The sequence below is a fragment of the Anaeromassilibacillus sp. An250 genome, assembly GCF_002159845.1.
In the GTDB taxonomy this organism is placed as follows: Bacteria; Bacillota; Clostridia; order Oscillospirales; family Acutalibacteraceae; genus Anaeromassilibacillus; species Anaeromassilibacillus stercoravium.
The window spans coordinates 1-20,775 of record NZ_NFJK01000022.1 but is presented as its reverse complement, the minus strand read 5'-3'; the positions used below and the strand labels follow the sequence as shown (position 1 = coordinate 20,775).

Annotated in this window: 22 protein-coding genes and 3 pseudogenes; 2 read left to right on the top strand and 23 right to left on the bottom strand. The window is 48.2% G+C overall.

Translation table 11 applies throughout. The features are described 5' to 3' along the window. Positions 1-758: 758 nt before the first annotated feature. The 9 genes from B5F54_RS15210 to B5F54_RS18315 all read right to left on the bottom strand — a co-directional run bounded on the left by B5F54_RS15210 (position 759) and on the right by B5F54_RS18315 (position 8,225). The gene (locus tag B5F54_RS15210) at positions 759-1,970 is read right to left on the bottom strand and encodes a tyrosine-type recombinase/integrase (protein ID WP_002576318.1); all 1,212 of its coding nucleotides are present in this window, start codon (positions 1,968-1,970) and stop codon (positions 759-761) included. Positions 1,971-2,115: 145 nt separating this feature from the next. After that, positions 2,116-3,327: a tyrosine-type recombinase/integrase gene (locus B5F54_RS15205; protein WP_002576319.1), complete on the bottom strand. Its 1,212-nt coding sequence runs from the start codon at positions 3,325-3,327 to the stop codon at positions 2,116-2,118. Positions 3,328-3,411: 84 nt separating this feature from the next. Then, complete coding sequence (locus B5F54_RS15200) at positions 3,412-3,642, bottom strand: hypothetical protein (RefSeq protein ID WP_002576320.1); 231 nt, start codon at positions 3,640-3,642, stop codon at positions 3,412-3,414. A 476-nt stretch (positions 3,643-4,118) separates the two neighbouring features. Then, a complete protein-coding gene (locus tag B5F54_RS15190) occupies positions 4,119-4,589 on the bottom strand; it encodes an RNA polymerase subunit sigma-73 (RefSeq protein ID WP_002576321.1) in 471 nt (156 codons plus the stop codon). Between the two features lie 167 nt (positions 4,590-4,756). Then, positions 4,757-5,584 (bottom strand): bacitracin resistance undecaprenyl-diphosphatase BcrD, encoded by an 828-nt coding sequence (gene bcrD / locus B5F54_RS15185; protein WP_002576322.1) that lies wholly within the window; start codon positions 5,582-5,584, stop codon positions 4,757-4,759. Beyond that, positions 5,584-6,333, bottom strand: a complete 750-nt coding sequence (locus B5F54_RS15180) for an ABC transporter permease (protein WP_002576323.1) — start codon at positions 6,331-6,333, stop codon at positions 5,584-5,586. The genes bcrD and B5F54_RS15180 overlap by 1 nt, the downstream gene beginning before the upstream one ends. After that, positions 6,326-7,243: a bacitracin ABC transporter ATP-binding protein BcrA gene (bcrA, locus tag B5F54_RS15175; protein ID WP_002576324.1), complete on the bottom strand. Its 918-nt coding sequence runs from the start codon at positions 7,241-7,243 to the stop codon at positions 6,326-6,328. The genes B5F54_RS15180 and bcrA overlap by 8 nt, the downstream gene beginning before the upstream one ends. Before the next feature lie 180 nt (positions 7,244-7,423). Then, positions 7,424-8,038, bottom strand: coding sequence for a bacitracin resistance transcriptional activator BcrR (gene bcrR, locus B5F54_RS15170; protein WP_087235057.1), 615 nt, complete (start codon positions 8,036-8,038; stop codon positions 7,424-7,426). Then, positions 8,028-8,225 carry a helix-turn-helix domain-containing protein gene (locus tag B5F54_RS18315; protein WP_009246557.1) on the bottom strand — a complete coding sequence of 66 codons (198 nt, stop codon included), beginning with the start codon at positions 8,223-8,225 and terminating at the stop codon, positions 8,028-8,030. Before B5F54_RS18315 ends, bcrR begins: the two co-directional genes overlap by 11 nt. 159 nt (positions 8,226-8,384) lie before the next feature. On the opposite strand from B5F54_RS18315, the gene B5F54_RS15160 reads away from it, so the two are divergent. Further along, positions 8,385-8,744 carry a helix-turn-helix domain-containing protein gene (locus tag B5F54_RS15160; protein WP_425330774.1) on the top strand — a complete coding sequence of 120 codons (360 nt, stop codon included), beginning with the start codon at positions 8,385-8,387 and terminating at the stop codon, positions 8,742-8,744. Between the two features lie 80 nt (positions 8,745-8,824). Here the strand turns inward: B5F54_RS15160 and B5F54_RS15155 are convergent, their stop codons facing one another. The 6 genes from B5F54_RS15155 to B5F54_RS15125 all read right to left on the bottom strand — a co-directional run bounded on the left by B5F54_RS15155 (position 8,825) and on the right by B5F54_RS15125 (position 13,224). Beyond that, positions 8,825-9,121 carry a hypothetical protein gene (locus B5F54_RS15155; RefSeq protein ID WP_002576327.1) on the bottom strand — a complete coding sequence of 99 codons (297 nt, stop codon included), beginning with the start codon at positions 9,119-9,121 and terminating at the stop codon, positions 8,825-8,827. A 284-nt stretch (positions 9,122-9,405) separates the two neighbouring features. Beyond that, positions 9,406-10,821: a relaxase/mobilization nuclease domain-containing protein gene (locus B5F54_RS15145; protein ID WP_002578499.1), complete on the bottom strand. Its 1,416-nt coding sequence runs from the start codon at positions 10,819-10,821 to the stop codon at positions 9,406-9,408. A 55-nt stretch (positions 10,822-10,876) separates the two neighbouring features. Continuing rightward, complete coding sequence (locus B5F54_RS15140; protein WP_002578498.1) at positions 10,877-11,209, bottom strand: hypothetical protein; 333 nt, start codon at positions 11,207-11,209, stop codon at positions 10,877-10,879. Continuing rightward, positions 11,206-12,060: a nucleotidyl transferase AbiEii/AbiGii toxin family protein gene (locus B5F54_RS15135; RefSeq protein WP_002578497.1), complete on the bottom strand. Its 855-nt coding sequence runs from the start codon at positions 12,058-12,060 to the stop codon at positions 11,206-11,208. Before B5F54_RS15135 ends, B5F54_RS15140 begins: the two co-directional genes overlap by 4 nt. Then, positions 12,057-12,650 carry a type IV toxin-antitoxin system AbiEi family antitoxin domain-containing protein gene (locus B5F54_RS15130; RefSeq protein ID WP_002578496.1) on the bottom strand — a complete coding sequence of 198 codons (594 nt, stop codon included), beginning with the start codon at positions 12,648-12,650 and terminating at the stop codon, positions 12,057-12,059. Before B5F54_RS15130 ends, B5F54_RS15135 begins: the two co-directional genes overlap by 4 nt. A 136-nt stretch (positions 12,651-12,786) precedes the next feature. Next, positions 12,787-13,224 carry a hypothetical protein gene (locus B5F54_RS15125; protein WP_002578495.1) on the bottom strand — a complete coding sequence of 146 codons (438 nt, stop codon included), beginning with the start codon at positions 13,222-13,224 and terminating at the stop codon, positions 12,787-12,789. A 120-nt stretch (positions 13,225-13,344) separates the two neighbouring features. Here B5F54_RS15125 and B5F54_RS15120 point away from each other — a divergent pair, with 120 nt between their 5' ends. Further along, positions 13,345-13,584, top strand: a complete 240-nt coding sequence (locus B5F54_RS15120) for a helix-turn-helix domain-containing protein (RefSeq protein ID WP_002578494.1) — start codon at positions 13,345-13,347, stop codon at positions 13,582-13,584. Between the two features lie 33 nt (positions 13,585-13,617). Here the strand turns inward: B5F54_RS15120 and B5F54_RS15115 are convergent, their stop codons facing one another. The 8 genes and pseudogenes from B5F54_RS15115 to B5F54_RS15075 form a co-directional block, all read right to left on the bottom strand. Next, complete coding sequence (locus tag B5F54_RS15115; protein ID WP_002578493.1) at positions 13,618-13,929, bottom strand: CD1845 family protein; 312 nt, start codon at positions 13,927-13,929, stop codon at positions 13,618-13,620. Next, on the bottom strand, positions 13,926-14,231 hold the full coding sequence (locus B5F54_RS15110) for a hypothetical protein (RefSeq protein WP_002578492.1): 306 nt from the start codon (positions 14,229-14,231) through the stop codon (positions 13,926-13,928). Before B5F54_RS15110 ends, B5F54_RS15115 begins: the two co-directional genes overlap by 4 nt. Positions 14,232-14,383: 152 nt before the next feature. Beyond that, positions 14,384-14,728 carry a plasmid mobilization protein gene (locus B5F54_RS15100; protein WP_002578491.1) on the bottom strand — a complete coding sequence of 115 codons (345 nt, stop codon included), beginning with the start codon at positions 14,726-14,728 and terminating at the stop codon, positions 14,384-14,386. After that, the gene (locus B5F54_RS15095) at positions 14,725-15,531 is read right to left on the bottom strand and encodes a DUF3848 domain-containing protein (protein ID WP_002578490.1); all 807 of its coding nucleotides are present in this window, start codon (positions 15,529-15,531) and stop codon (positions 14,725-14,727) included. Before B5F54_RS15095 ends, B5F54_RS15100 begins: the two co-directional genes overlap by 4 nt. Before the next feature lies 1 nt (position 15,532). Beyond that, positions 15,533-18,448 (bottom strand): annotated as a pseudogene (locus B5F54_RS15090) (SNF2-related protein); the annotation flags it as partial. Then, a pseudogene (locus B5F54_RS15085) lies at positions 18,439-19,974 on the bottom strand (VirB4-like conjugal transfer ATPase, CD1110 family); the annotation flags it as partial. The pseudogenes B5F54_RS15085 and B5F54_RS15090, both read right to left, overlap by 10 nt. Positions 19,975-19,984: 10 nt before the next feature. Next, on the bottom strand, positions 19,985-20,407 hold the full coding sequence (locus tag B5F54_RS15080; protein WP_002578789.1) for a PrgI family protein: 423 nt from the start codon (positions 20,405-20,407) through the stop codon (positions 19,985-19,987). Positions 20,408-20,427: 20 nt separating this feature from the next. Continuing rightward, a pseudogene (locus B5F54_RS15075) lies at positions 20,428-20,706 on the bottom strand (VirB6/TrbL-like conjugal transfer protein, CD1112 family); the annotation flags it as partial. Positions 20,707-20,775 lie beyond the last annotated feature (69 nt).

Below are 20,775 nucleotides of genomic sequence, written 5' to 3'. Positions count from 1 at the left end.
ACGGCGAGGGCCACGGCAGCAAACGGCAACGATTGTATCCTCCGCTCCACGGGGGAAAGCCCTACAAAAGCGAGATGGAAGTTTTATGTCCCATCCACAGGGAGCGTTCTGCAAAAGCAGGCGGAAAAGTATATAAGGTTACAAGTTCCTTCCCTGCGGCATGAGCAGGCGCGCAGCGGACGCACCGCGTCTTTCGCGCCTACGGCGAGGGCCACGGCAGCAAACGGCAACGATTGTATCCTCCGCTCCACGGGGGAAAGCCCTACAGAATCAGATGGGAAGTCTCCCACCCACAGGGAGTATTCCGCAAAGGCAGGCGGAAAAGTATGCAAGATGGGGAATCCCTTCCCTGCGGCATGAGCAGACACCCCAGTTTCCTTTATATAAATAGAAACCTTCTTGCCAACGCAACATGCTTTTTCCTTTAAATATGAGCGCATCAAAATAGACGCAAAGTAACGAAGCCCTTCCTCCGATTGCAAATATCCTTATTAGAAACTTATATACATCTATATACATCAGAAAAAGCCCTTGGAACACGCAAAAAGCCTCCCAACGGGAAATTCCGTGGGAGGCTTCGAATGCTTTTGAATTGGGACTCCAGGCGCGCAATTATCTCTTGGAGAACTGCGGTGCACGGCGTGCAGCCTTCAAGCCGTATTTCAATCGTCTGAGCGATGATTTTCCTTGATATTCCGGGCTTTTTTGAGCCTCGGCCCCTCGGTTGTCCTATTCCTTAACCAAAAAACAGGCCACTTTTACGAGGGGACAGCTTGATGAAATGCAGAATTTACTACATCGAATAGCTGTTCTGGTTTATTATACTTTACTCTTGCATAGATGTCCATAGTTGTCTTGCTGTTCTCATGTCCGGCAAGGTACTGGACCGTCTTGGGGTCAACACCTGCATACAGAAGATTGGTGATGTAGGTATGCCGCAGCAGGTGCGGTGTCACATCGAAGTCCAGGCTATACACAATGTTGGGATTGTTTTTCTGATGTCCTCCCAGACTCGGCTGAACAGTGTACTTGATGCTCTGTCCGTTCACATACTTATAATAGGTACGCTCCTTGGTAGACCGAACAACGATGTACTGCCAGACACGTTTGAACTGCGAATATGACAAGGGCTGTCCCTCACTATCGGCAATCACATATTCCGATTTGGAGGCAGCCTTGGCTTCCCGCAGACAATTCACAAGGCATTTGGGAATGGGAATATCCCTTCTTGCTGCTTTCGTCTTAAGCGTTGTAGAGATAACCGGTCTGTTATGCTCTGATCGCCATGCGCGCCGCACAGAGATATATGGAGTGGGTGCATCGAGGAACACACAATCCCATTGCAAGGCGAGAGCTTCTTCTCGGCGCAGACCGGCATATAAGCCGATCATGGTAAACAGATACGGCGGAAGTCCTTTGACGGTTTCCAGCAGCACTTCCACCTGCTGGTCTGTCAGCGAATCTTTCTTTTGGGTCGGTTTCCCTCCTTTTGCCGAAATCCCCTCACACGGATTGTATTCCAGCAACTGGCTCCGCTCTGCCGAGTAAAAAATGCACTTGAGGAGCATATTCACCGTATTGTGCAGGCTCTCGGACTTATTGGACAATGGGATCAGCGCCAGACGAATATCATCCGCTGTTACTTCCTCCATATACATATCTCCCAAAGGCTTGATAATGTAGTTCTTCATATTGGAGGCGTAGCCCTTCAGTGTAGCCGGCGACACTTTTGCGGATTGCATCAACAGCCACTTCTCACAATACTCGGCCACAGTAGGATGCTCCCGGTGGAAGATGATCTCCGCTACCTGGCGTCTCGCCTCCTGCTCTTTATCGTACAGTTCCTCGCAGGTAGTCCCATACAAGCTCACCTGCTTGCCGTCTGCGTCCAGAATCCGGGTTCTGTAATACAGGACACCCTTTCGTGTGACGGTTCCATATTGAGGTATGTTTTTTTTCTTCTTTGCCATAATTAATTTCCTTTCTCGCGTGGTGATGTATCTACACCTCCTTTTTATCAGAGATTTCAAATTGAATCAAAGATACGGCCAAGGAAAAACTAAGAGCGAGACATCCTTGTCTCGCTCTTACTTCATTTTCTGAATTGTTCGGAACTTACACAGCGTCCCATAAGTCAAAGGCACAGCCCATTGCTTTGACAAGATCATCCGGCCTGTTGTATTTGACCTTTGCGTAAATGTCCATCGTGATTTTGCTGCTTTCATGGCCCGCCAAATATTGTACCGTTTTGGGGTCCACCGAAGAATGAATCAGATTGGTGATGTAGGTGTGCCGCAGCTGATGCGGTGTCACTTCAAAATCCAGGCTATATACCACATGGCCGTTATTCCTGGCTTTTTCTCCAAGTTTCGGGTAAAGCATATATTTTACATACTTTCCGTCCACAAGTTTTCTGGCCATTCTCGGCTTTGCAGTCCGCGTCACAATATACTGCCACAGCCGCTTAAACTGTGTATAGGATAGCGGATCACCGTCCCGATTGGCAATCACATAATCCGAAGTGGATTTTTTCTTTGCATCTTTCAGACATTCAACCAGACAGACCGGGAGAGGAATGTTTCTTTGTGCCGCTTTGGTCTTTAGCTCGGTAAGAATGACCGGCCTGTTATGTTCTGTGTGCCATGCCCGCCGTACCGTTAAGTACGGAGCCTCTGCATCCAGATACACAGAATCCCATTGCAGCGCCAGGATTTCTTCCCGGCGCAGACCGGCATATAAACCGATCATCACAAATACATAGGGCGGCAAATCCCGGATCGTGTCCAAAAGCCGCTCAACCTGTTCATCCGTCAATGCCTGTCTTTCTTCCTGGGGAACTCCTCCCTTTGCATCCAGGTATATGGTCGGGTCCTCGTCAATCACATGGCTCTCCTTGGCCGCCCGGAAAATGGACTTGCAGAGAATCACCACAGACTTATAAACCGAAGCCGACTTCTTGGAAACAGGTACGAGGGCAAGTTGGATGTCATCCAGGGATACATCAGCCATTCTCTTGTCTCCCAGCCCTCCAATAATGTGCCGCCGCACCTTAGAGGTATAATCTGTCAAGGTGGTGGCCCGAACATGGACGGACTGCATCAGCAGCCACTTCTCACAGTACTCAGCAACCGTAGGCGATCTTCGACGAAACGTAGTACTGTCAATCTGCTCTAACGCCTCCAGTTCCTTGTCATAAAGCTTTTCGGGCGTCTTTGCATAAAGCGCCACTCTGTTTCCATCCGAATCTTCGACTCTGGTTCTATAATATTCAATGCCGTTAAGCACGACCGTACCATATTGAGGAATTGCCCTTTTTCTTTTTGCCAATTCCGTCACCTCCTAAGAATAATGTCCAGCGCTGTACCTTTGTTTTATCAGACATATTAGGTTCCAGCAAGGATACGGAACAGCTCAAGCTCGGACACTTCGCAGCTTGCGGTATGTAGCGCTTTTTTCCACTGGCTTTGCACGATGGGTGCATTTTGCGATATACTCCTGAAGGCCAGCATCTGTAAAGTACACGCAACCATTTTGCACATACTGAACATAGGAAATTAGCCCACTGTTTCGAGCTGCATCCAAAGTGGCAATGCTAATCCCCAGTAATTTGGCAGCCTCTTTCCGCGAAATCAATTTTTCCATAGGTGGTCCCCCTTTCTGTCAAAGATGTGGTTGTTGCTTTCAAAATCACATGAATGCGCTGGCAACCGAAGCTGCCAGCGCATGGTATCTGACTTTGAAAAATTTACTCGCCACATTTGCCACGCACCCCTGGCGATGGGGACATTCCGGTCTCCGCTGGCGCGGCTGTCATAACTCCACAGCGTCGTTTTACTCGTGCGCCGCAGAGTTCCCCCCAAGTCTTTAGGAGGCCGTGAGGAAGTATCTTTAACCCCTATGCAGTCATCGCGCCCTGAAATGCCACTTTCGGGTATCAGGCTGACGTGGATCGCTCGGAACAGTCCTATTCATCACCTCCTGGGGCTGTCCATCTTCGCGGCGTGCCTGATTCGCTCGTACATAGGTTATGTACCGGAAATGCCGTCTATGAAATTGTCAAGCTCCACATTGGGAGAATGTTCTTCCCTCAATGGGTAGGCACTGATACGCTTCATTTGTTAAGTGTTATTCAAAAATTTTTTTATTTTTTTAAATCTTTGTGCAACAGCACTTCTGGAACAATGCCAAAGACGTGCTACATCAATTTGACGATAACCATCCACAAAAAGTAATGTCAATAGCTCCAAATCTTTCTTCGACAGCTTCTTCAATCTCAACAGTAGTTGTTCGTTTTCCACCGAAGCCAACCATCCATATCGCGTTTGATCAATCTTATCAACATCCCATTGATAAGATAACGATGCAAACTTTCGGAACAGCTGTGATTGACCACATACTTCATCATATTGTTCACAAGGTATTGGTTGCGTATGGTTTTGAAAAACCCTTTGACTGCAAAACCATGCCCAGTCATATTCTTTCATGGCAGCAATCTGTTCTTCGCTCATCCCTGCATCACAATACTCAACTTCTAAACGCTTCCATCTACTATCAAACTTCTTTTTCTCATATCCATAATTAAATCCCATTATTAACCTCCTGTAGATTCAATTTGCAAAATTCACCATGCAAACTAAAATCAGGAGGAGATCGACAACGAGAATCTCTGGGTTGTTTTCCATCCCCAGAAACAAAAATGCCAGCTGATCTTAAGGACCAACTGGCATTTTTATTCGCGCACAAAGAAAACGCATTATTAAGATTTTATAAGTACAACAAGTATACCAAGCACAATTCGATACCAACCAAACACCTTAAAATCATGTTTTTTGATAAAGTTCATTAGGAATTTAATTACTAAGACAGATACCGCAAATGCCACAGCCATACCGAGAACAAGAGCGAGCAGTTCTGCACTTGTAAATTCAAACCCGAATTTTAACAGCTTAAAAGCACTTGCTCCAAGCATAGTAGGTACTGCGAGGAAAAAAGTAAACTCTGCTGCTGCCACTCGTGAAACTCCTATGAGTAAAGCACCTATAATCGTTGCTCCCGACCGTGATGTGCCGGGTATAAGTGATAACACTTGAAATGCCCCTATCAAGATTGCTGTTTTATAGCTGATGTCAGAAAGTGCCATAGTAGTAGGAGTACGCTTTTTATTCCAATTTTCTATGAGAATGAATAACAAACCATAAAAGATTAACATGATTGAAATCACAATGGGGGTTTGGAGGTAAGCATCCAAATAATCATCAAATAGAATCCCCATAATAGCTGACGGTACACAAGCTACCGCAACCTTGAACCACAACGAGAAAGTATCCTTTTTAACAATTGACTGTGCTTTGTTCTTAAATTGAAAGGGAAACATCTTGTTCCAAAACATTACAACCACTGCGAGTATAGCTCCAAGTTGAATAACAACAAAAAACATTTCTTTAAATGCTTCGCTCATATTAAGTGTGATAAATTCGTCCACAAGAATCATATGTCCTGTGCTGCTGATAGGTAGCCACTCAGTAATACCCTCAACAATTCCAAGAAAAATAACTTTTAAAATTTCTATAAAATCAAGTACCATTATTTCAAATCCTCCTTTTTAAAATGATGAAAGGTCATAAGAAAACCAACTGCTGATACAAGAATAATAATAGATACAGACAGCAGTGTAGGATAGCCGGTACTCTGAAGTTTACCCTGCACCAAGAAATAGGTGGCTGTCCACGGATACAACGCTCCCCATTCTTGATTTGAAAGTGCGGCACTTCCCATGACAATCACGGCAGAGCCAATCATCGGGGCGACAAATCCTTTTGTTTTCATAGCAACAAACACAAAAGGAGAAACTGTTAAAAACATCAGGATACTGCCAAACAAAAACTTGGGGAGCCATACTATTGCCACTAGTAAGCTATATCCCTCCAATGTAAAGACAGCGTCATATAGCCCACAAACGATAAATATACCTGCCCATGTTACAAGGGTTAGCATAACAATCCAAAGAAGCAGGGTGCAAAATTTTCCAATTAATAGTTTTGTCCTTGAAATGGGTATGGGCAATATGGTTTTGAGGGTGCTTTCTGTGTACTCTCTGCTAAACAAGTAAGCTGCAATTGCCACATATATCATAATGTTTACCAGCAGCATGATATACAGTACACTGTCGCTGTATATGTCAGACAAGGTAAAGATAATCTCCGGCTTATCAAAATGTGTTTGCAAGGCTTCTATTAACATCAAAAGTGGGGTAGATAATACCCCTGCCACACTAATTAGCACCATTTTTGAACGCTTTAGTTTTAATAATTCACAAGAAATAAGATTAAGCAATACCGCCACCTCCAATCAGTTTAGAAAAGTAGTCCTCTAAGTTTTCCTCACTATCATTTATCCTTGTCACGAGCAGTCCATTTCGTGCAAATTCTCGATTGATTTCTCCAACACTTTGGCTAAAGTCATAAATTCTCACCGTACCGTCCTGCACTGTAAAATCCGTCATGTGGTAGTGGTTTTCTAAAATCTTTCCGGCTATCTCACTGTCAGATAAATCAAATTGAATGTATTTTCGATTCCTTTTGTGAAGCTCGGATATATTCACTTCCTCTACTAAATGCCCCTCGTGCATAACGCCGATAATATCTGCTATCTGTTCAATCTCGCTTAAAACATGGCTTGAGATAAAAATGGTAATGCCATGATTGTGACTAAGTTCAGATAAAAATGAGCGTATTTCAACTATTCCAATGGGGTCAAGTCCGTTAATCGGTTCGTCAAGTATTAAAAGCTCCGGCTCGTGCATAATGGCGGCGGCAATACCAAGCCGTTGCTTCATTCCGAGGGAATAATCGGAAAAGACTTTTCTTTTCTCCTTATGCAGCCCCACAACTTCAAGAGCTTTTTCTACTCCACTTTTAGATACTCCCCCTCGCAGTTTAGCGAGAATTTGCAAATTCTCATACCCTGTTAAATTACTGTAAAATCCCGGTGTTTCGATAATAGAGCCTACTTTGCTATAAAGGGTATGGATATTTTCCTTATAGTTTGTGCCAAACAAGCGTACCGTTCCCTCCGTTGGGAAAGCAAGCTGCAACATCATTTTCATTGCTGTGGTTTTGCCTGCTCCGTTTCTGCCGAGCAAACCATAAATTTTGCCCTTTGGCACATGAAGATTTACCTTATCGACAACGGTGGCTGTTCCGTATCGCTTCGTAAGATTTTCTGTTTCAATGATATAATCCATATTTGATTCTCCTTTCCGTGGGTTGCTGTTCTTGTTTTCGCTGACCACAATCTTATTATCCACGAGTATTGCATAGAAGCCAAGAAATCTACCGTCACAATGCCGACACAATAGATGTCAGCACGAAAAAAGCTCCGACACTTATCGTGTCAGAGCCTATTTTAAAGGGTTTATGGCATTTTACTTTGTTTGGGTTTGCTTTATCCAGACAAATATTTTAGCAACAAATAGCAGAAACATAAGGGCGGTTACATAGGGTTGTCTTGCCGCAGCGAAGAAGCAGATAAAAAGCGTACTCAGCACGAGAGAGCATTTTGTGATTATGTTGCTCCATGATTCCTTTTCAAAACAAACACACATCAGTTTCGCTATCCCAAGTGCAATCAAAACAATAAAAACAATCCAATAGATTGCAAGATATATTGGGGTAGTGTCTGTAAATGAAAGTAGATTGACAGAATAAATATATCCGTCAACAAGGATACCATACAACGGCAAAAGTATAAAAGTAACCGCCATCATATCTAATATTCCATAAATGAAACTGTAAATTTTTTTCAAGTTGGAACGATTTTCAGTTTCGGCAAGTGTAATCAGTTCTTCGCCCGATAGCAGTTCATCTATGGTCACAGAAAAGAATTTAGAAATACACTTGAGCGACTCAATGTTAGGGTAACCCTTGCCGCTTTCCCATTTTGAAATGGCTGTTCTTGATACATATAATTGCTCCGCAAGTTGTTCCTGCGTTAAGTTCTTTCCAGTCCTAAGCTGTTGTAGCTTTTCATTAAATTCCATGATTCTCCTCCTGTTTGTTCCTTGTTTTCATACGTCCATCAACGGGTTTTTCTGCATCTTTTGGTATCATCCATGCACGACCAAATTTTTCAGTTCCGTCAATGCGATTTTCCTCACATAATTTTTGTATCCGTCTTTCCGATATGCCCCATTTTTCAGAAGCGGCTTTCACAGAAATGTAATTCATAATATCAACTTCCTTTCGCAAAGAGTATATAATTATTATATACGGAATGACGAATAATAGCAAGTTTCTCTCCACTAATACGAAATTATACACTACTAAACATAAAATCATACTTCGTTCAAATATCATCACCCGAAATGTACAATGATATAGGATGATATTAAAATGTACCAAGATGAAAGAAAACTTGATTTTAAGCCGTTAGGTATAGCGATAAAAAAAGCTCGGGAAGCAAAAGGGTGGACACAGGAATATCTTGCCCAACTGGTAGACCTTACGCCACGCTCTATTATGTATATAGAGAACAGGGGGCAGCACCCAAGGCTTAACAAATTTTATCTCATTACTACCTTGCTTGACATCTCTGTAGACCAGTTCTTTTTTCCATGCAATGAAGATGGCGACAACAATCGCCGCAAACAAGTTGATGTACTGTTGAATGATATGGAAGAAAAGGAGCTTATCGTGATGGAAGCTACGGCTCAAGGCTTGAAAAAGGCAAGAGAAACTGCGGAATAATTAACGCTGTTTTCGTAAGCCAAGCCAACTGAAAAAAGTGCGACACCTACACAGGCTATCGCACTTTTTAGGTTATTTTTTTATTCTCCACACAAATCATAAAGCTGTTCACATCGGTTTTGAATATCTAAGATTTCTGTTTCGGTTAAACTCCTGCGGTTATGAGTAAGTTGTTGCTCTAAAAAATCACGATAGCCATCAAGTAAGGCATCCCGTAAAAGCTCGGGGGCTTTGCAATGTTCCACACCAAACCATTGCTCATCTTTTTCATCCCAAATCATAACGGTGTATCCTCGCTTAGTGTTCACCACCTCCAAAACACTATCTTTATTTAGGTAATCGTTGAATACTTCTAAAACCTTTTCAAAGGTCATCATTTTATCAGCCCTTTCATATTTTAGGTGCTTATATGTAAGTAGTTTATATACTTATTACGACTATGATAATAAAAGTAAATCATCGTGTAAAGGATACGGATATTGTTTGCGAACAAAAGTGGCAAGCAATGCCGGTGTTAATACACTCGGCCCACAGAGGGAAAAATCCTGACGTGATTTCCCCCTCTGCTTTGCTTGTTGAGGGCAGCGCCCCCAAGCCCCTTTGAACGCAGAATTTCATTCTGCGGCTACGCGTCCGATGGACGCTTATGACCATGACCGGCTTACCGCTGGCCGTGGTCTTTTTCTTGTTCTTTTTTCTGTTCCTCATCCATTTTCAGCAGCCGATCCACATTGGCCTTTGCCGTCAAAAGTTCCCGCATTTCCTCACGGGAACGCCGGTACTCGGCGTAGGTTTTCTTCTTTTCCTCCAGCAGTTTGGCATACTCAGATTGCAGGTCTTTGACCTTGGGCAGCTTCTTCACTCCCATCTCATCAAAGGCATTTTTTGCCGCCTGATGGAGCAGAATTTCTTGCTCATGTTCCTCCCGAAATTTTCGGGAATAACCGGCCTTGCGATAGGCAACATAGGTCTCGCGGGTCTTGGCATAATTAACGATATGGGTACGCAGGACGGCGATCTCTGCCATGCGTTTCTCCGTCGCCTTAATCTGCGCTGACAGCTCATTGTGATGGGCGGTAGCCGCCACCGCTTTTTCTTCCAGCTCTGTATAGTCCAGTAGGTGATGTTCGGTAAGAAAATTCACGGTCTGCGCCATCTGTTTTAAGTTAAAAACCTTGGCCCAGCGTGCATATCCAGCACCTTTCCCGGCCTGCAATTTTGCCTGAATATCCACCAGCAAATTGACCTTGGGTGGCTCCGGCTGCACGGTGGATTTCTTGCGGGGCGTGTGCTGCTTTTCTCCAGCCAGCACCGCACGGATTTCTGTTTCGCTGTACCCGGCTCCCAGCTTGTCATCCATACGGGCTACATTCTTCCAGCCGGGAGCTTTAAGGCGGATTGCTTTCCCGCGCCGAGATACCTCGCAGCCCATCTCGGAAAGCAGTTGCAGAAGTGTGTCAAAGTCTGCTGGCTTTTGCTCCAGCGCCCGGTCAATCATCACCCGTAGCTGTTCCCGATGGGAGGGCTTGGCTTGTTCGCCCAGCCACTTGTTGTAGCTTTTTCCGTGGGGCTTGGGGTTCTCCACAATGGATAGTCCGTTCTCGATACAAATGGTGTCACTTAAACGTCGAACAGCTCTGGTGCTTCCCCAAAAGTTACGGAACTTCCGGTCACAATCCATATTGACCGCCGACCAGATGATGTGATTATGAATATGCGATTTGTCGATGTGGGTGCAGACCACAAAGGAATGATTGCCTTTGGTGAACCGCCTGGCAAATTCTATGCCCAGCCGGTTGGCTTCCTCCGGTGTGATCTCTCCGGGCCTGAACGACTGGCGCACATGGTAGGCGATCACATCATCTGTACCGCGCACTCGTCCGGTGGCGGCAATATACTGCCGCTTTGCCAACAGAAACTCTGCATCAGCAGTGCGGCTGTCACATCCATAGCTGGTAATCAATTTTCCGTTGTCGGTCTTTTGGGGATTTGCCACATAGTCAATAATATCGCTGATGGCACGGCTCTCAGTCCGACCCTTGCCGATATGCAGCGGCATGATGCGTGTGGTTGCCATAAGGGAGACCTCCTTTCCAAAAAAGAAACGGCCTGCATGGTGCAGACCGCTTTTGTTATTCTATTAAATCGTCCTCATCGAGAAAATCAAAATTGTCCTCGATGTCCTCTAACCGCTTCGGAGGAAACCTCATCTCGTATTGTTCTTTTGCCAGCGCACGAACTTCCCGGCGCTTATCTTTCATTCGGTTCTTCAGCCAGGAAATCTGCTCCTTTGATAATCTCCATGGGAGATTCAGCAAGCGGTTTATTGTCATTTGCTCCGCTTGCTTCTCCGGCGGCAAAGAAGCACAGGATTTACAGACGTGCGCCGCATGACCTTTGCCGGAAAATTTTTCATTAGCCTTATATTCTCCGCAGACTTTACAATAATGGCCGTGCTTCTTCATAGGCTCGATTCCTTTTCACTGAGAGCGTATAAACTGCGCACCGCCCCCATGATGATGTTCCACTCCAGATCTGCCGCATAGGAAAATTTTTTGCGGTACGATTCCCAAAGTTTCTGCATAACCGAGCTGTTCTCCACTTCCTCAAAAACTTCGGCAGCTTCTGCAAGATGTCGTTCTGTCCCGCGTTTGTGAGCAGTGGCCCGCAGCGCATCATGGAGAATCTGAGGGTCCAATGTATTCCCATGCAGCTGTTCCAGAATATAAATGTCATAGAAATCTCTCATGCGGGTGTTGGTGGTAGTTCTGGTAATGATCGTTTCCAGCTTTTCGGCCAGAACCGTTTCCAGATTGTACGCCCAAATATCAATGGAGCGATCTTCCAGCATCAGCTTGAAAGAGTAGCGGATCTCCCTGGGGGTAATGGCATCCCCTGTGGAAATGTCAATCTTCAAAGGCGTCACCACACCGTCAAAGGTTGTAGTCATATTTACGCGAATCCCCGGATATTCCGCCTCATCCATAATCTCCGAAATACTTTTCAGCTGGAATTTGACGCCATCATCAAGCGGGACACTCACAATAGCGGAAATCAAATTCTCTATGTCCTCCACATTGACATTGGCTCCTTTTACAGTAGCGTCCAAATCCATCGTGGAACGGGCATCCAGACCAACCATAGCCGCTACCAGCATACCGCCTTTCAGAATAAATTTGTCACGATATTCAGAAAGGGAGATACGCTCCAGAAAACGCTCCATCATGTAGTTCCGCATCAAGAGCTGGGCGTCCGCAGATTTTTTTCTGGAAAGATTGCGGATCAGATCCTTCAACTGCCTTGCTGTTTTTATCATAAAAGCACCTCCAAATACTGCCGCAGAATTTTTTCTACCCGGAACATACCGGCATACCGCATCAATGTCCGCAGGTCTTTGTCTTTTCTTCTGGCATACATCTTTAATGCCCCTTGAAAAGTCTGCATCTCCATGTTGTTCCTGCTGCGGAGCAGGTCGCAGATGGTGCGCTCCAGGTCATAGACAGGAACTGTATGCCCAAATGGTGTCTGAGCCGTTGTCAGGCCCACCCCATGCAGTTCCGCCTTAATGGTGAATACCTGTACGCCCTCTGCTTTCAGCTTGGAGGGATTATATCCGGTCTTGACTGTGACCGTATATTCCAGCGGCTCGCGGTCTGTCAGATCGTGAAAAAATAAAGCTGTCTCATGGGAAAACACTGCCTGTTCGACCCGCAGATGAAGTAAGTACATGGCATCGACCCAGGCATCCTTGGAAAGATAAATTCCATGCGCGACCCGCTCCAATTCCCGTGAGTGCACATAATCATAAAAAACAGGCTTAGAAATACCAGCAGATACTACTTGAGCTGTTCGCAGCATCCCATCCTGTGTTTCCAGCAGCTGATCCAGCTGTTCAAATTGTCCCACCGTACCACTTCCTTTCACACTAATATTATAAGCAATATTAGTTCAAAAGTAAAGTGATGAAAATTCGGCATAATTTTACCGACAGCTTAACGTTCAACAGTTTTGGAAATATGAAGTGGCAGCAAAATAGACAACCTCAGCTGCCCATTTCATCACGATATGAAATAATCTGCTTCTTTTTCTGTTTGGCACACCGTAACGTTGTGGCTGCTCCGCCCCAATCATGGAGAACATAGGCCACCACTACATCGGCGGACTCTACCATCCAGCGATTTCTATGAGAAATCGAAAAACGGCGCGGTACGTTTTCCAGCGGTGGATACACGGTACTGTCATAGCCAGAAACATCCCGGCCAGTGTTCAAATATGCCAATACAAGAACCAGCTCGATTTGCGGATACTTTTTCTTTTGTTCCCGTAAAATAGACGCTGCTAAACTGTCGAACTCTCCATATCCTCCAAGATAAAAAGTTGTTGCTCCTTGCTCAATTAGGTCTTGTGTTACATTGCGAAGCCAATTCGCAATATTGTCTGCCTTTGTGATTTGCGAATGGCCACAAAAAGTTACGTTCATACGATGGCACCCCTATTACCATCATACTGCAAATAGCTCTATTAGTACAGGTACAGGGACCAATTTTAGCAAAACTGCCCATATACTAAATATAGTACAGTCACAGGGGCGGTGTATAGAATGAAGCTAAACGAGGCGGTAAGCAAACGTCTGTTAGAATTACTAGATGAAAGAAAAATGACACAATATCAACTGTATATGAAAAGCGGTGTTCCCAAGTCTACGATTGGAAATGTCATCAACTGCTCGTATGATTCGGTTAAGCTACGGATCATTCATGAGATGTGCCAAGGAATGGGGATTGGGATAGATACCTTTTTTGCATCGCCGCTTTTTCAAGAAGATAACCTAGAACCATAAAACCTCCGACGAAATTCGTCGGAGGTTTTCATATTATCCATAAACCAAATCTTGAATGATAAACTTCAAGTCCTGTACCTTGCCCAGTAGCCAGATTGCAGCCATTGGCAAACCATAGGGACTAATGAGAAATGCTATCACCAGCAGGATAATGCCGTTTTGCAAGGAGTAAGTAATCAGAACTGCCACACCCAGCAGGGCAACCACCATGCTGATAAGCCCCAGCACCAAACCGGAGACATAGACAATCCCCACACAAATCCAGACGAACAGGGTCAGCGACAGAATCACCGGAGCCATTAAAATCTTCAACGGCAGTTTCAGAATGAACCAGATCGCCCTCATTTTTCTTCCTCCTTCCATCGTTCCCGAAAGCTCTGACAGAGAATTTCTGCCTGTCTTTCATCTTCTTCCGTCACTTCTCGGCATCCTTTGGTTAGCCGCAGTTCCTCATAGCTGCGATAATCAGATAACAGCACCTCGAATAGTTCGTCCGGTGTCCGGCTGAGAAGTCCATCCACACAGTAGCGGGAATCTCCATTCCATGTGACGCGGAGATAACCTTCTCGACAAGGGAGGACTTCTTCCTCTAGATCACAGTCCAAATACTCACGAAAAATCTCCAACACCTTCTCAAAGGTTTTCATCTATTCTCAACTCCTTTGCGGCAATCTGTTTTCTACCCATATTATCCTTCCAACATTTCAAAAAGACAAGGATATGGGCAAAAGAAAAAACGGAGGAAGGCGCGGCGAAAAGAACGCCGTTCCTCCCTCCGCAGTTGGGGCATATATCCCTGTTACGAAAGCCTGGAAAGCTGGGTTAGGATTTCTTTCACGCCCTCCCATAACTGCTCCTGCCGTTGGGCTATATCCTCCAGGTCAGCATCATAAATCCGCCCCGTTTCATGTACCCGTCGGGTGAGCTGGTTCAGGTTATTGCTGCTTCGGCGCAACAGGGATACCAGTTCCTTCAGCTCCGGCAAGTCCAGCTGTACCACATAGCCGTCCACAGCCATCTTCCGCAGATAGGCGCTCAGGTTTTTTGTTCCGAACTGTGCCATTTTCTGCTGGATCGCTTCCATCTCCGCATCGGAAACCCAAAACAGGACCGGCACATCCCGTTTACGCTTTTTGGCGCTCATCGTTCCGGCTCCTGTTTCTTCGATAAAGCAGGCTTGTGGGTGGTAGGCTCCTGTTTGAGCTTTTGCAAGACAGAGCCTTTCTCCGGTTCCTGAAGCGTTTTTCGTGCCTGCCGTGTAAACAGATCGGTCAGACCAAGATTGACCTCATCCACAACCAGATAAGCACAGTGGCGCGAAGTGCCGCTGTCCTCCGGCATGGGAATGGTCTTTGCCCAGGCTTTGTTGTCACGGGAAACGCGACCGTCGCTGTCCTTATGCTGGATGGTGTTGGCAAGGATGAACTGTACTCGTTCCGACCCGAACTTTTCCAGCACCGCCTTAACCGCAGACTCCGTATCCAGTCGGTTATCCGCATAGTGGGCGCTGATGGCGTGTTCAATGGCCTCTTTACAGTCAAAGTTTGCCTGATAAGAGCGGTTATATTGTGCCATCTCCCCATGCTGGGACGCATAGGCGGCAGAATGGAGATAGAGAGGGATGGACCGCTGTTCTTCCAAAACCTTACACACATCATCCGCTCGGTTTTCAATGCTGTCCCGGATCACATCCATGTAGCCGGTCTCCAGCTTCTCAAAGTGACGGTACACATCGGCCAGCGGTGTAGGCGAATCCAAAAGCGCCTGGGCCTGGGCATCGGTCAGCTCCAAGTCCTCCATCGCCATCACAATGTCCTCCCGGACGGTGTACTCATAGGTATGGTGCAGGATTTCCTCCGGGGGCTGGCTTTTCAGCCAGTCCCGGTATTTGTCCTGTTCAGCGGCCATCTTCTCATAAAGGGCCGTATTCAGATCGTTGGTATTCATGTTATCGCACCTCCTCATGTTGTTTCGGTTTCTTTTCAGGGCTACGGGGTGGCACCGGGCGCTTCAAGCTGTCCAGCACCGAAGGCCGTGCGCTCTTGGCAACCACAGTTTCCGGCTGGGCATGGCCCTTGCCGTCAATATTCAGCAGCGTGTCCAGTTCCACCAGACGGGCGGACTTGACTCGCAGATCATCCTCAAAGGGAAACGGCTTTCCGATTTCCTCTTTGGCTGCGGCCTGCTGTTGGTAAAGGTTGTCCAGCTGGTTTTTCACGGCTTCCAAACGCTGAGGCATTTGAGCCAGTGCATTGTCGATACGGGTGAGGTTTCCGCGCGGGTCTGTGCCGAGGCTTGCCCGGTGGGTCATCTGGCCTTTCAACAGGAGCGTATATTCCTGTTTCCAAGCGGAAAACTCCACGGACATAGTAAAGCCCCGATAGCTGCCGATCTGCACCGGTTCGGAGCCTTTGACCTCCTTACAGGCGTCTAGCAAGGCTGCACCGGCGTTTTCTTTGTCAGTCAGCACATCGCCCCGGATCTCCATTCCAGCAAAGCCATCCTCCGGGTGAGGATGGGCGGCCAGGGTCTCCAGATCCGCTTCAAAGCCTTTAATAAACCCCTTGTTAGTTTCGATTTCCTGGGGGAAGTATTTGAGCAACTGATCCTCCAGGCGGTACTGCTTGCTCTGATGGTCAGCTTTCATCAGCTTCAGACGCGCAACCTCCACATCCAAATCCATGCGCTCCTTGATACGGGGGTCTCCGGCGCACAGGGCCTTGATCTCGGCAAAGGACAGCGCCGTTTCGTCCACATCATCGCAGGAGCGGACCGGGCTTTTGCTGGTCATGATTTGCGAAATGAATTTCTGTTTGTTCTCCACCGTCTGCCACAGGTAGGCATCGAAAGTTCCCTCGGTAACATAGCGGTACACATGGACCAGCGGATTCTGGTTGCCCTGGCGCTCGATACGGCCCTTGCGCTGGGCAAGGTCTCCCGGACGCCACGGACAATCCAGGTCATGGAGCGCCACAAGCCGGTCCTGCACATTGGTGCCAGCGCCCATTTTGGAGGTGCTGCCCAGCAGGACGCGCACCTGCCCAGTGCGAACCTTGGAAAACAGTTCTTTCTTCTGCACCTCGGTCTTGGCTTCGTGGATAAAAGCAATCTGCTCGGCGGGCATTCCCTGGGCGATGAGCTTCTGGCGGATGTCCTCATAGATGGTAAAGGCAGGCTCAGGCTCATCCAACGGCACAGCCTGTTCCAGCGCATGAAGTGTGGGATTATCCAGCTGTTTGGCTGCCTTTTTGGAGGGGGCTGCCTGGGGCGTGGAAATGTCGCAGAATACCAGCTGGGTCAGCTTGTCAGCCTCGCCGTCCCGCCAGATCTGCATGATATTACCCACACACTGATTGACCTTGGTGCCGGGTTCATCCGGCAGCAGCTGGTTGATGATACGCTGGTCCAGACCCAGCTTGCGGCCATCGCCGGTAATCTTGAGCATATTGTCCTCTGAGGGGTCAACGCTGCCGCTGTGTACCCTGGAGGCGCGCTCGGAGAGAACCTGCACCATCTCTTTTTGGTGTTCAGTAGGCTGGGCCACGATGTTGTGGTATTCCACCTCCGGGGTGGGCAAGTTCAGCTGATCGGCGGTTTTGATGTCGGCAACTTCACGGAACAAGTTCATCAGCTCCGGGAGGTTGAAAAACTTGCTGAATCTCGTTCTTGCCCGGTAGCCGGTGCCTTCCGGTGCCAGCTCCAGCGCCGTGACGGTTTCTCCGAAGCGGCTGGCCCAGCAGTCGAAGTGGGTCATGTTCAGCTCTTGCAGGCGGTCATACTGGAGATACCGCTGCATGGTGTAAAGTTCGGTCATGCTGTTCGATACGGGGGTGCCAGTGGCGAAAATCACACCACGGTTTCCGGTCAGTTCATCCATATAGCGACACTTTGCAAACATATCGCTGGACTTTTGGGCATCGCTTGTGGAGAGACCTGCCACATTCCGCATCTTGGTGTATAAAAACAGGTTTTTATAGTTATGCGCCTCATCGACGAACAGGCGGTCCACACCCAACTGCTCGAATGTTACCACATCGTCCTTGCGGCTCTCGGCCTGCAATTTCTCCAGCCGGGCTTCCAGGGACTTCTTGGTGCGTTCCAACTGCTTGACCGTGAAACGCTCACCGCCGCTGTACTTCACCTCGGCAATGCCCTCGGTGATCTCGTCGATCTGCTCCTGAAGGAGCCGTTCCTGACGCTCTCGGCTGATGGGGATTTTCTCAAACTGGCTGTGTCCCATGATGATGGCGTCATAATCGCCGGTGGCAATGCGGGCGCAGAACTTCTTGCGGTTGTGGGTCTCAAAGTCCTTTTTGGTGGTGACAAGAATGTTGGCGGAAGGATAGAGCCGCAGAAACTCCGACGCCCATTGTTCGGTCAGATGGTTCGGCACCACAAAGAGGGATTTCTGACACAAGCCCAGGCGCTTACTCTCCATGGCGGCAGCCACCATTTCAAAGGTTTTGCCAGCGCCTACCTCGTGTGCCAGCAGCGTATTGCCGCCGTACAGCACATGAGCGATAGCGTTTTTCTGGTGTTCCCGCAAGGTGATGGCCGGGTTCATACCACCGAAAGTAATGTGTCCGCCGTCGTATTCACGGGGACGGGTGGAGTTCATTTCCTCATTGTACTGGCGGACCAGAGCTTGGCGGCGGTCCGGGTCTTTCCAAATCCAGTCTTTGAAAGCGTCCCGGATCGCTTGCTGCTTTTGGGCGGCCAGGGTGGTCTCTTTGGCATTCAACACCCGGCGCTCTTTGCCGTCTGCATCCTCTATGGTGTCGTAGATACGGACATCCCGCAGGTTCAGGCTGTCCTCCAGAATCTTGTAGGCATTGGCACGGCTGGTTCCGTAGGTGGTATAATGTAATTGCTGCTGGTGGGCGAAATCTTGATGACCTGCCCATGCAGGCGCTCCACCAAGGGCGCGTACTCGGCCTCCGGGTCGCAGATAATGATGTCATCATTGGTGAGCAGGAAACAGTTGGCGATCTCGCGCTTGGCGCTGAAGGACTTGCCGGAACCAGGGGTGCCGAGAATCAGTCCATTGGGGTTTTTCAGCAGCTTGCGGTCCACCATGATGAGGTTGTTGGACAGGGCGTTGATACCGTAGTACAGCGCCTCTTTGCCGTTCTGGAAAAGCTCCTGGGTGGTGAACGGAACAAAGATAGCCGTGGAACTGGTGGTCAGCCCCCGCTGAATCTCGATCTGATTGAGGCCCAAGGGCAGCGCAGACATCAGCCCTTCTTCCTGCTGGAAGTCAAGCCTTGTCAGCTGGCAGTTGTACTTCTGTGCGATGGAACTGGCCTGGAACACATTGTTGCCCAGCTGCCGGGGATTGTCCGCCGTGTTCAGCACCAGGAAGGTCACAAGGAACATTCGCTCGTTTCGGCTCTGCAAATCCTGCAAGAGCTTCTTGGCCTCGGCACCGTAGGTGGCAAGGTCGGAGGGAATGATGTCCATGTCATATCCGGCGCGGACGGCTTTTTTCTGTTCCTCAATTTTGGATTTATCCAGGTCGGTGATTTTCCGCTTGACCGTCTTGATGGCCTTGATCTGATCTACGGACTGGATATGCAGGCTGACGATCAGAGAGCTTTCCATATCCAGAAAATCCGCCAGCATCCGGTCATTCAGCTCCGGGGCGAGGATCTGCAAAAAAGAAACAGCCCCGTATTTTTTACCCATACGGAACTGTTTGCCGGTGCGGAACTCGAAGCCGGACGGCGCGATGAAATCCTTGGTGGACAGACCGGACGGAGCCAGCCAGTCCCATTCAAAGCGGAACGGCACCTGTTCATCCATGTGGAAAATGCCGTGAAGCTGTGCCAGCCGCGCCTTGCCGTCCAGGGTCTCGGCGGCCACGCCCAGGCGTTTGAAGTTGTTGAGAATGTCGGTCTCAATGCGCTCCAGACGGGGCTTGGCGGCCTTGAGGCTGTCGGCGTCGATGCCGAAAGTCAGGTACTTGGTCTTGATAAGACCGTTGTTGCCTCTTGCCAGCTGGTTTTGCAGCATGGTGGTGTACTCCACCCGGATGCTGTCAAAATCATCCCCCTGGAGAGGAATGTTGATGGCGCGGGCAAAGGTCTCCTCAGAGGCTGCCAGGTTCAAAAAGGACAGCTGGAACTGAATGGAGCTGTCGAAGTAGTTGAGGAAATCGCACCAGCCCTCGAAGATCGCTGTCTTGTCCTCGTTCTGCGAGAGCTGATAGTTGATGTCCTGGAATTGGATGGTCTTTGTGTAGCGGCTGCCTGCCACACGGCAGATGCCGTCCGGCCACATCCGTTCATAGGGGATACTGTCCTGAGCCGATTTTTTCTTTTTGTCTGTGCGATTGGCACGGGCAATGGCAGCCTCGATCTGCTTTCTGTCGGCGCGGGACAGCTTTTTCATCTTTTTCTGATTAACCGGCTGCGCGGTCTTTTCGTCTTTTCCGAACAGCCGGTGCAGCCAGCTTTTGATTACCGTGAACAATGTCATACACCTCCTTGTCGAGTTTTTCCTGCCGTTCCAAAACGGCATAGAAGTTGTTGGTCTGATACGGGCGCTCCTTGGGCCGGATGACGGCCACCTTGATGATATTGCCCACGATCTTTTCCAGGGGCTGACCGTGTTTTTCATACATCGCCAGCATGAAGAAGGGCAGCATGACCAGCATCATACACATGGCAGCCACGCTGTTTCCCACAGGCCCCCGGAGCAGGAAGAAAAGCGGTACGCCGATCAGCGCACCGCCGCCGAAGCAGACAAGCTGCCTCTTGGTTAAGTTGAACGCGACCTTGGTTTTGACTTTCGTAAGATCCTTGGGTACAGGTACATAAGCCAAAGGGATTACCTCCTTCCTGGTTAATGTGCATTGAAAACGGATTTTGCGAGGCTGCCGGTCTTAAAGAGCGTAAAGCACAACAGGACCGTATAGCCCACGCAGCTCCAGATGGCCATAATGATGTCGGATTCGGTGGCAATACTCTGCACCAGCACGGCGTAGATCGCCACACAGACGATGATGAGAAATGCCTGGAAGCCCAGGGCGATCAACGAGCGCAGATAGTTCTGGCCCATACCGCCCCATTCCTTGCCCATCATGGTGGCCATAGGGATGGGAGCCACCGAGGTCACAAGTAGGGTAAGAACCCAGCGCCTTGCCATATCGCTATGGCAGGTTTCCGAGAACTCCCCTCCGAACCGGACTTA

What these genes read in the sequence shown, in the direction of transcription:
- B5F54_RS15095 (WP_002578490.1), bottom strand. Translation starts at nt 15,531, where the DNA reads ATGAATACCAACGATCTGAATACGGCCCTTTATGAGAAGATGGCCGCT.
- B5F54_RS15200 (WP_002576320.1), bottom strand. Translation starts at nt 3,642, where the DNA reads ATGGAAAAATTGATTTCGCGGAAAGAGGCTGCCAAATTACTGGGGATT.
- B5F54_RS15110 (WP_002578492.1), bottom strand. Translation starts at nt 14,231, where the DNA reads ATGAAAACCTTTGAGAAGGTGTTGGAGATTTTTCGTGAGTATTTGGAC.
- B5F54_RS15135 (WP_002578497.1), bottom strand. Translation starts at nt 12,060, where the DNA reads ATGATAAAAACAGCAAGGCAGTTGAAGGATCTGATCCGCAATCTTTCC.
- B5F54_RS15140 (WP_002578498.1), bottom strand. Translation starts at nt 11,209, where the DNA reads ATGAAGAAGCACGGCCATTATTGTAAAGTCTGCGGAGAATATAAGGCT.
- B5F54_RS15190 (WP_002576321.1), bottom strand. Translation starts at nt 4,589, where the DNA reads ATGGGATTTAATTATGGATATGAGAAAAAGAAGTTTGATAGTAGATGG.
- B5F54_RS15145 (WP_002578499.1), bottom strand. Translation starts at nt 10,821, where the DNA reads ATGGCAACCACACGCATCATGCCGCTGCATATCGGCAAGGGTCGGACT.
- bcrD (WP_002576322.1), bottom strand. Translation starts at nt 5,584, where the DNA reads ATGGTACTTGATTTTATAGAAATTTTAAAAGTTATTTTTCTTGGAATT.
- B5F54_RS15210 (WP_002576318.1), bottom strand. Translation starts at nt 1,970, where the DNA reads ATGGCAAAGAAGAAAAAAAACATACCTCAATATGGAACCGTCACACGA.
- bcrR (WP_087235057.1), bottom strand. Translation starts at nt 8,038, where the DNA reads ATGGAATTTAATGAAAAGCTACAACAGCTTAGGACTGGAAAGAACTTA.
- B5F54_RS15115 (WP_002578493.1), bottom strand. Translation starts at nt 13,929, where the DNA reads ATGAGGGCGATCTGGTTCATTCTGAAACTGCCGTTGAAGATTTTAATG.
- B5F54_RS18315 (WP_009246557.1), bottom strand. Translation starts at nt 8,225, where the DNA reads ATGAATTACATTTCTGTGAAAGCCGCTTCTGAAAAATGGGGCATATCG.
- B5F54_RS15100 (WP_002578491.1), bottom strand. Translation starts at nt 14,728, where the DNA reads ATGAGCGCCAAAAAGCGTAAACGGGATGTGCCGGTCCTGTTTTGGGTT.
- bcrA (WP_002576324.1), bottom strand. Translation starts at nt 7,243, where the DNA reads ATGGATTATATCATTGAAACAGAAAATCTTACGAAGCGATACGGAACA.
- B5F54_RS15155 (WP_002576327.1), bottom strand. Translation starts at nt 9,121, where the DNA reads ATGATGACCTTTGAAAAGGTTTTAGAAGTATTCAACGATTACCTAAAT.
- B5F54_RS15125 (WP_002578495.1), bottom strand. Translation starts at nt 13,224, where the DNA reads ATGAACGTAACTTTTTGTGGCCATTCGCAAATCACAAAGGCAGACAAT.
- B5F54_RS15120 (WP_002578494.1), top strand. Translation starts at nt 13,345, where the DNA reads ATGAAGCTAAACGAGGCGGTAAGCAAACGTCTGTTAGAATTACTAGAT.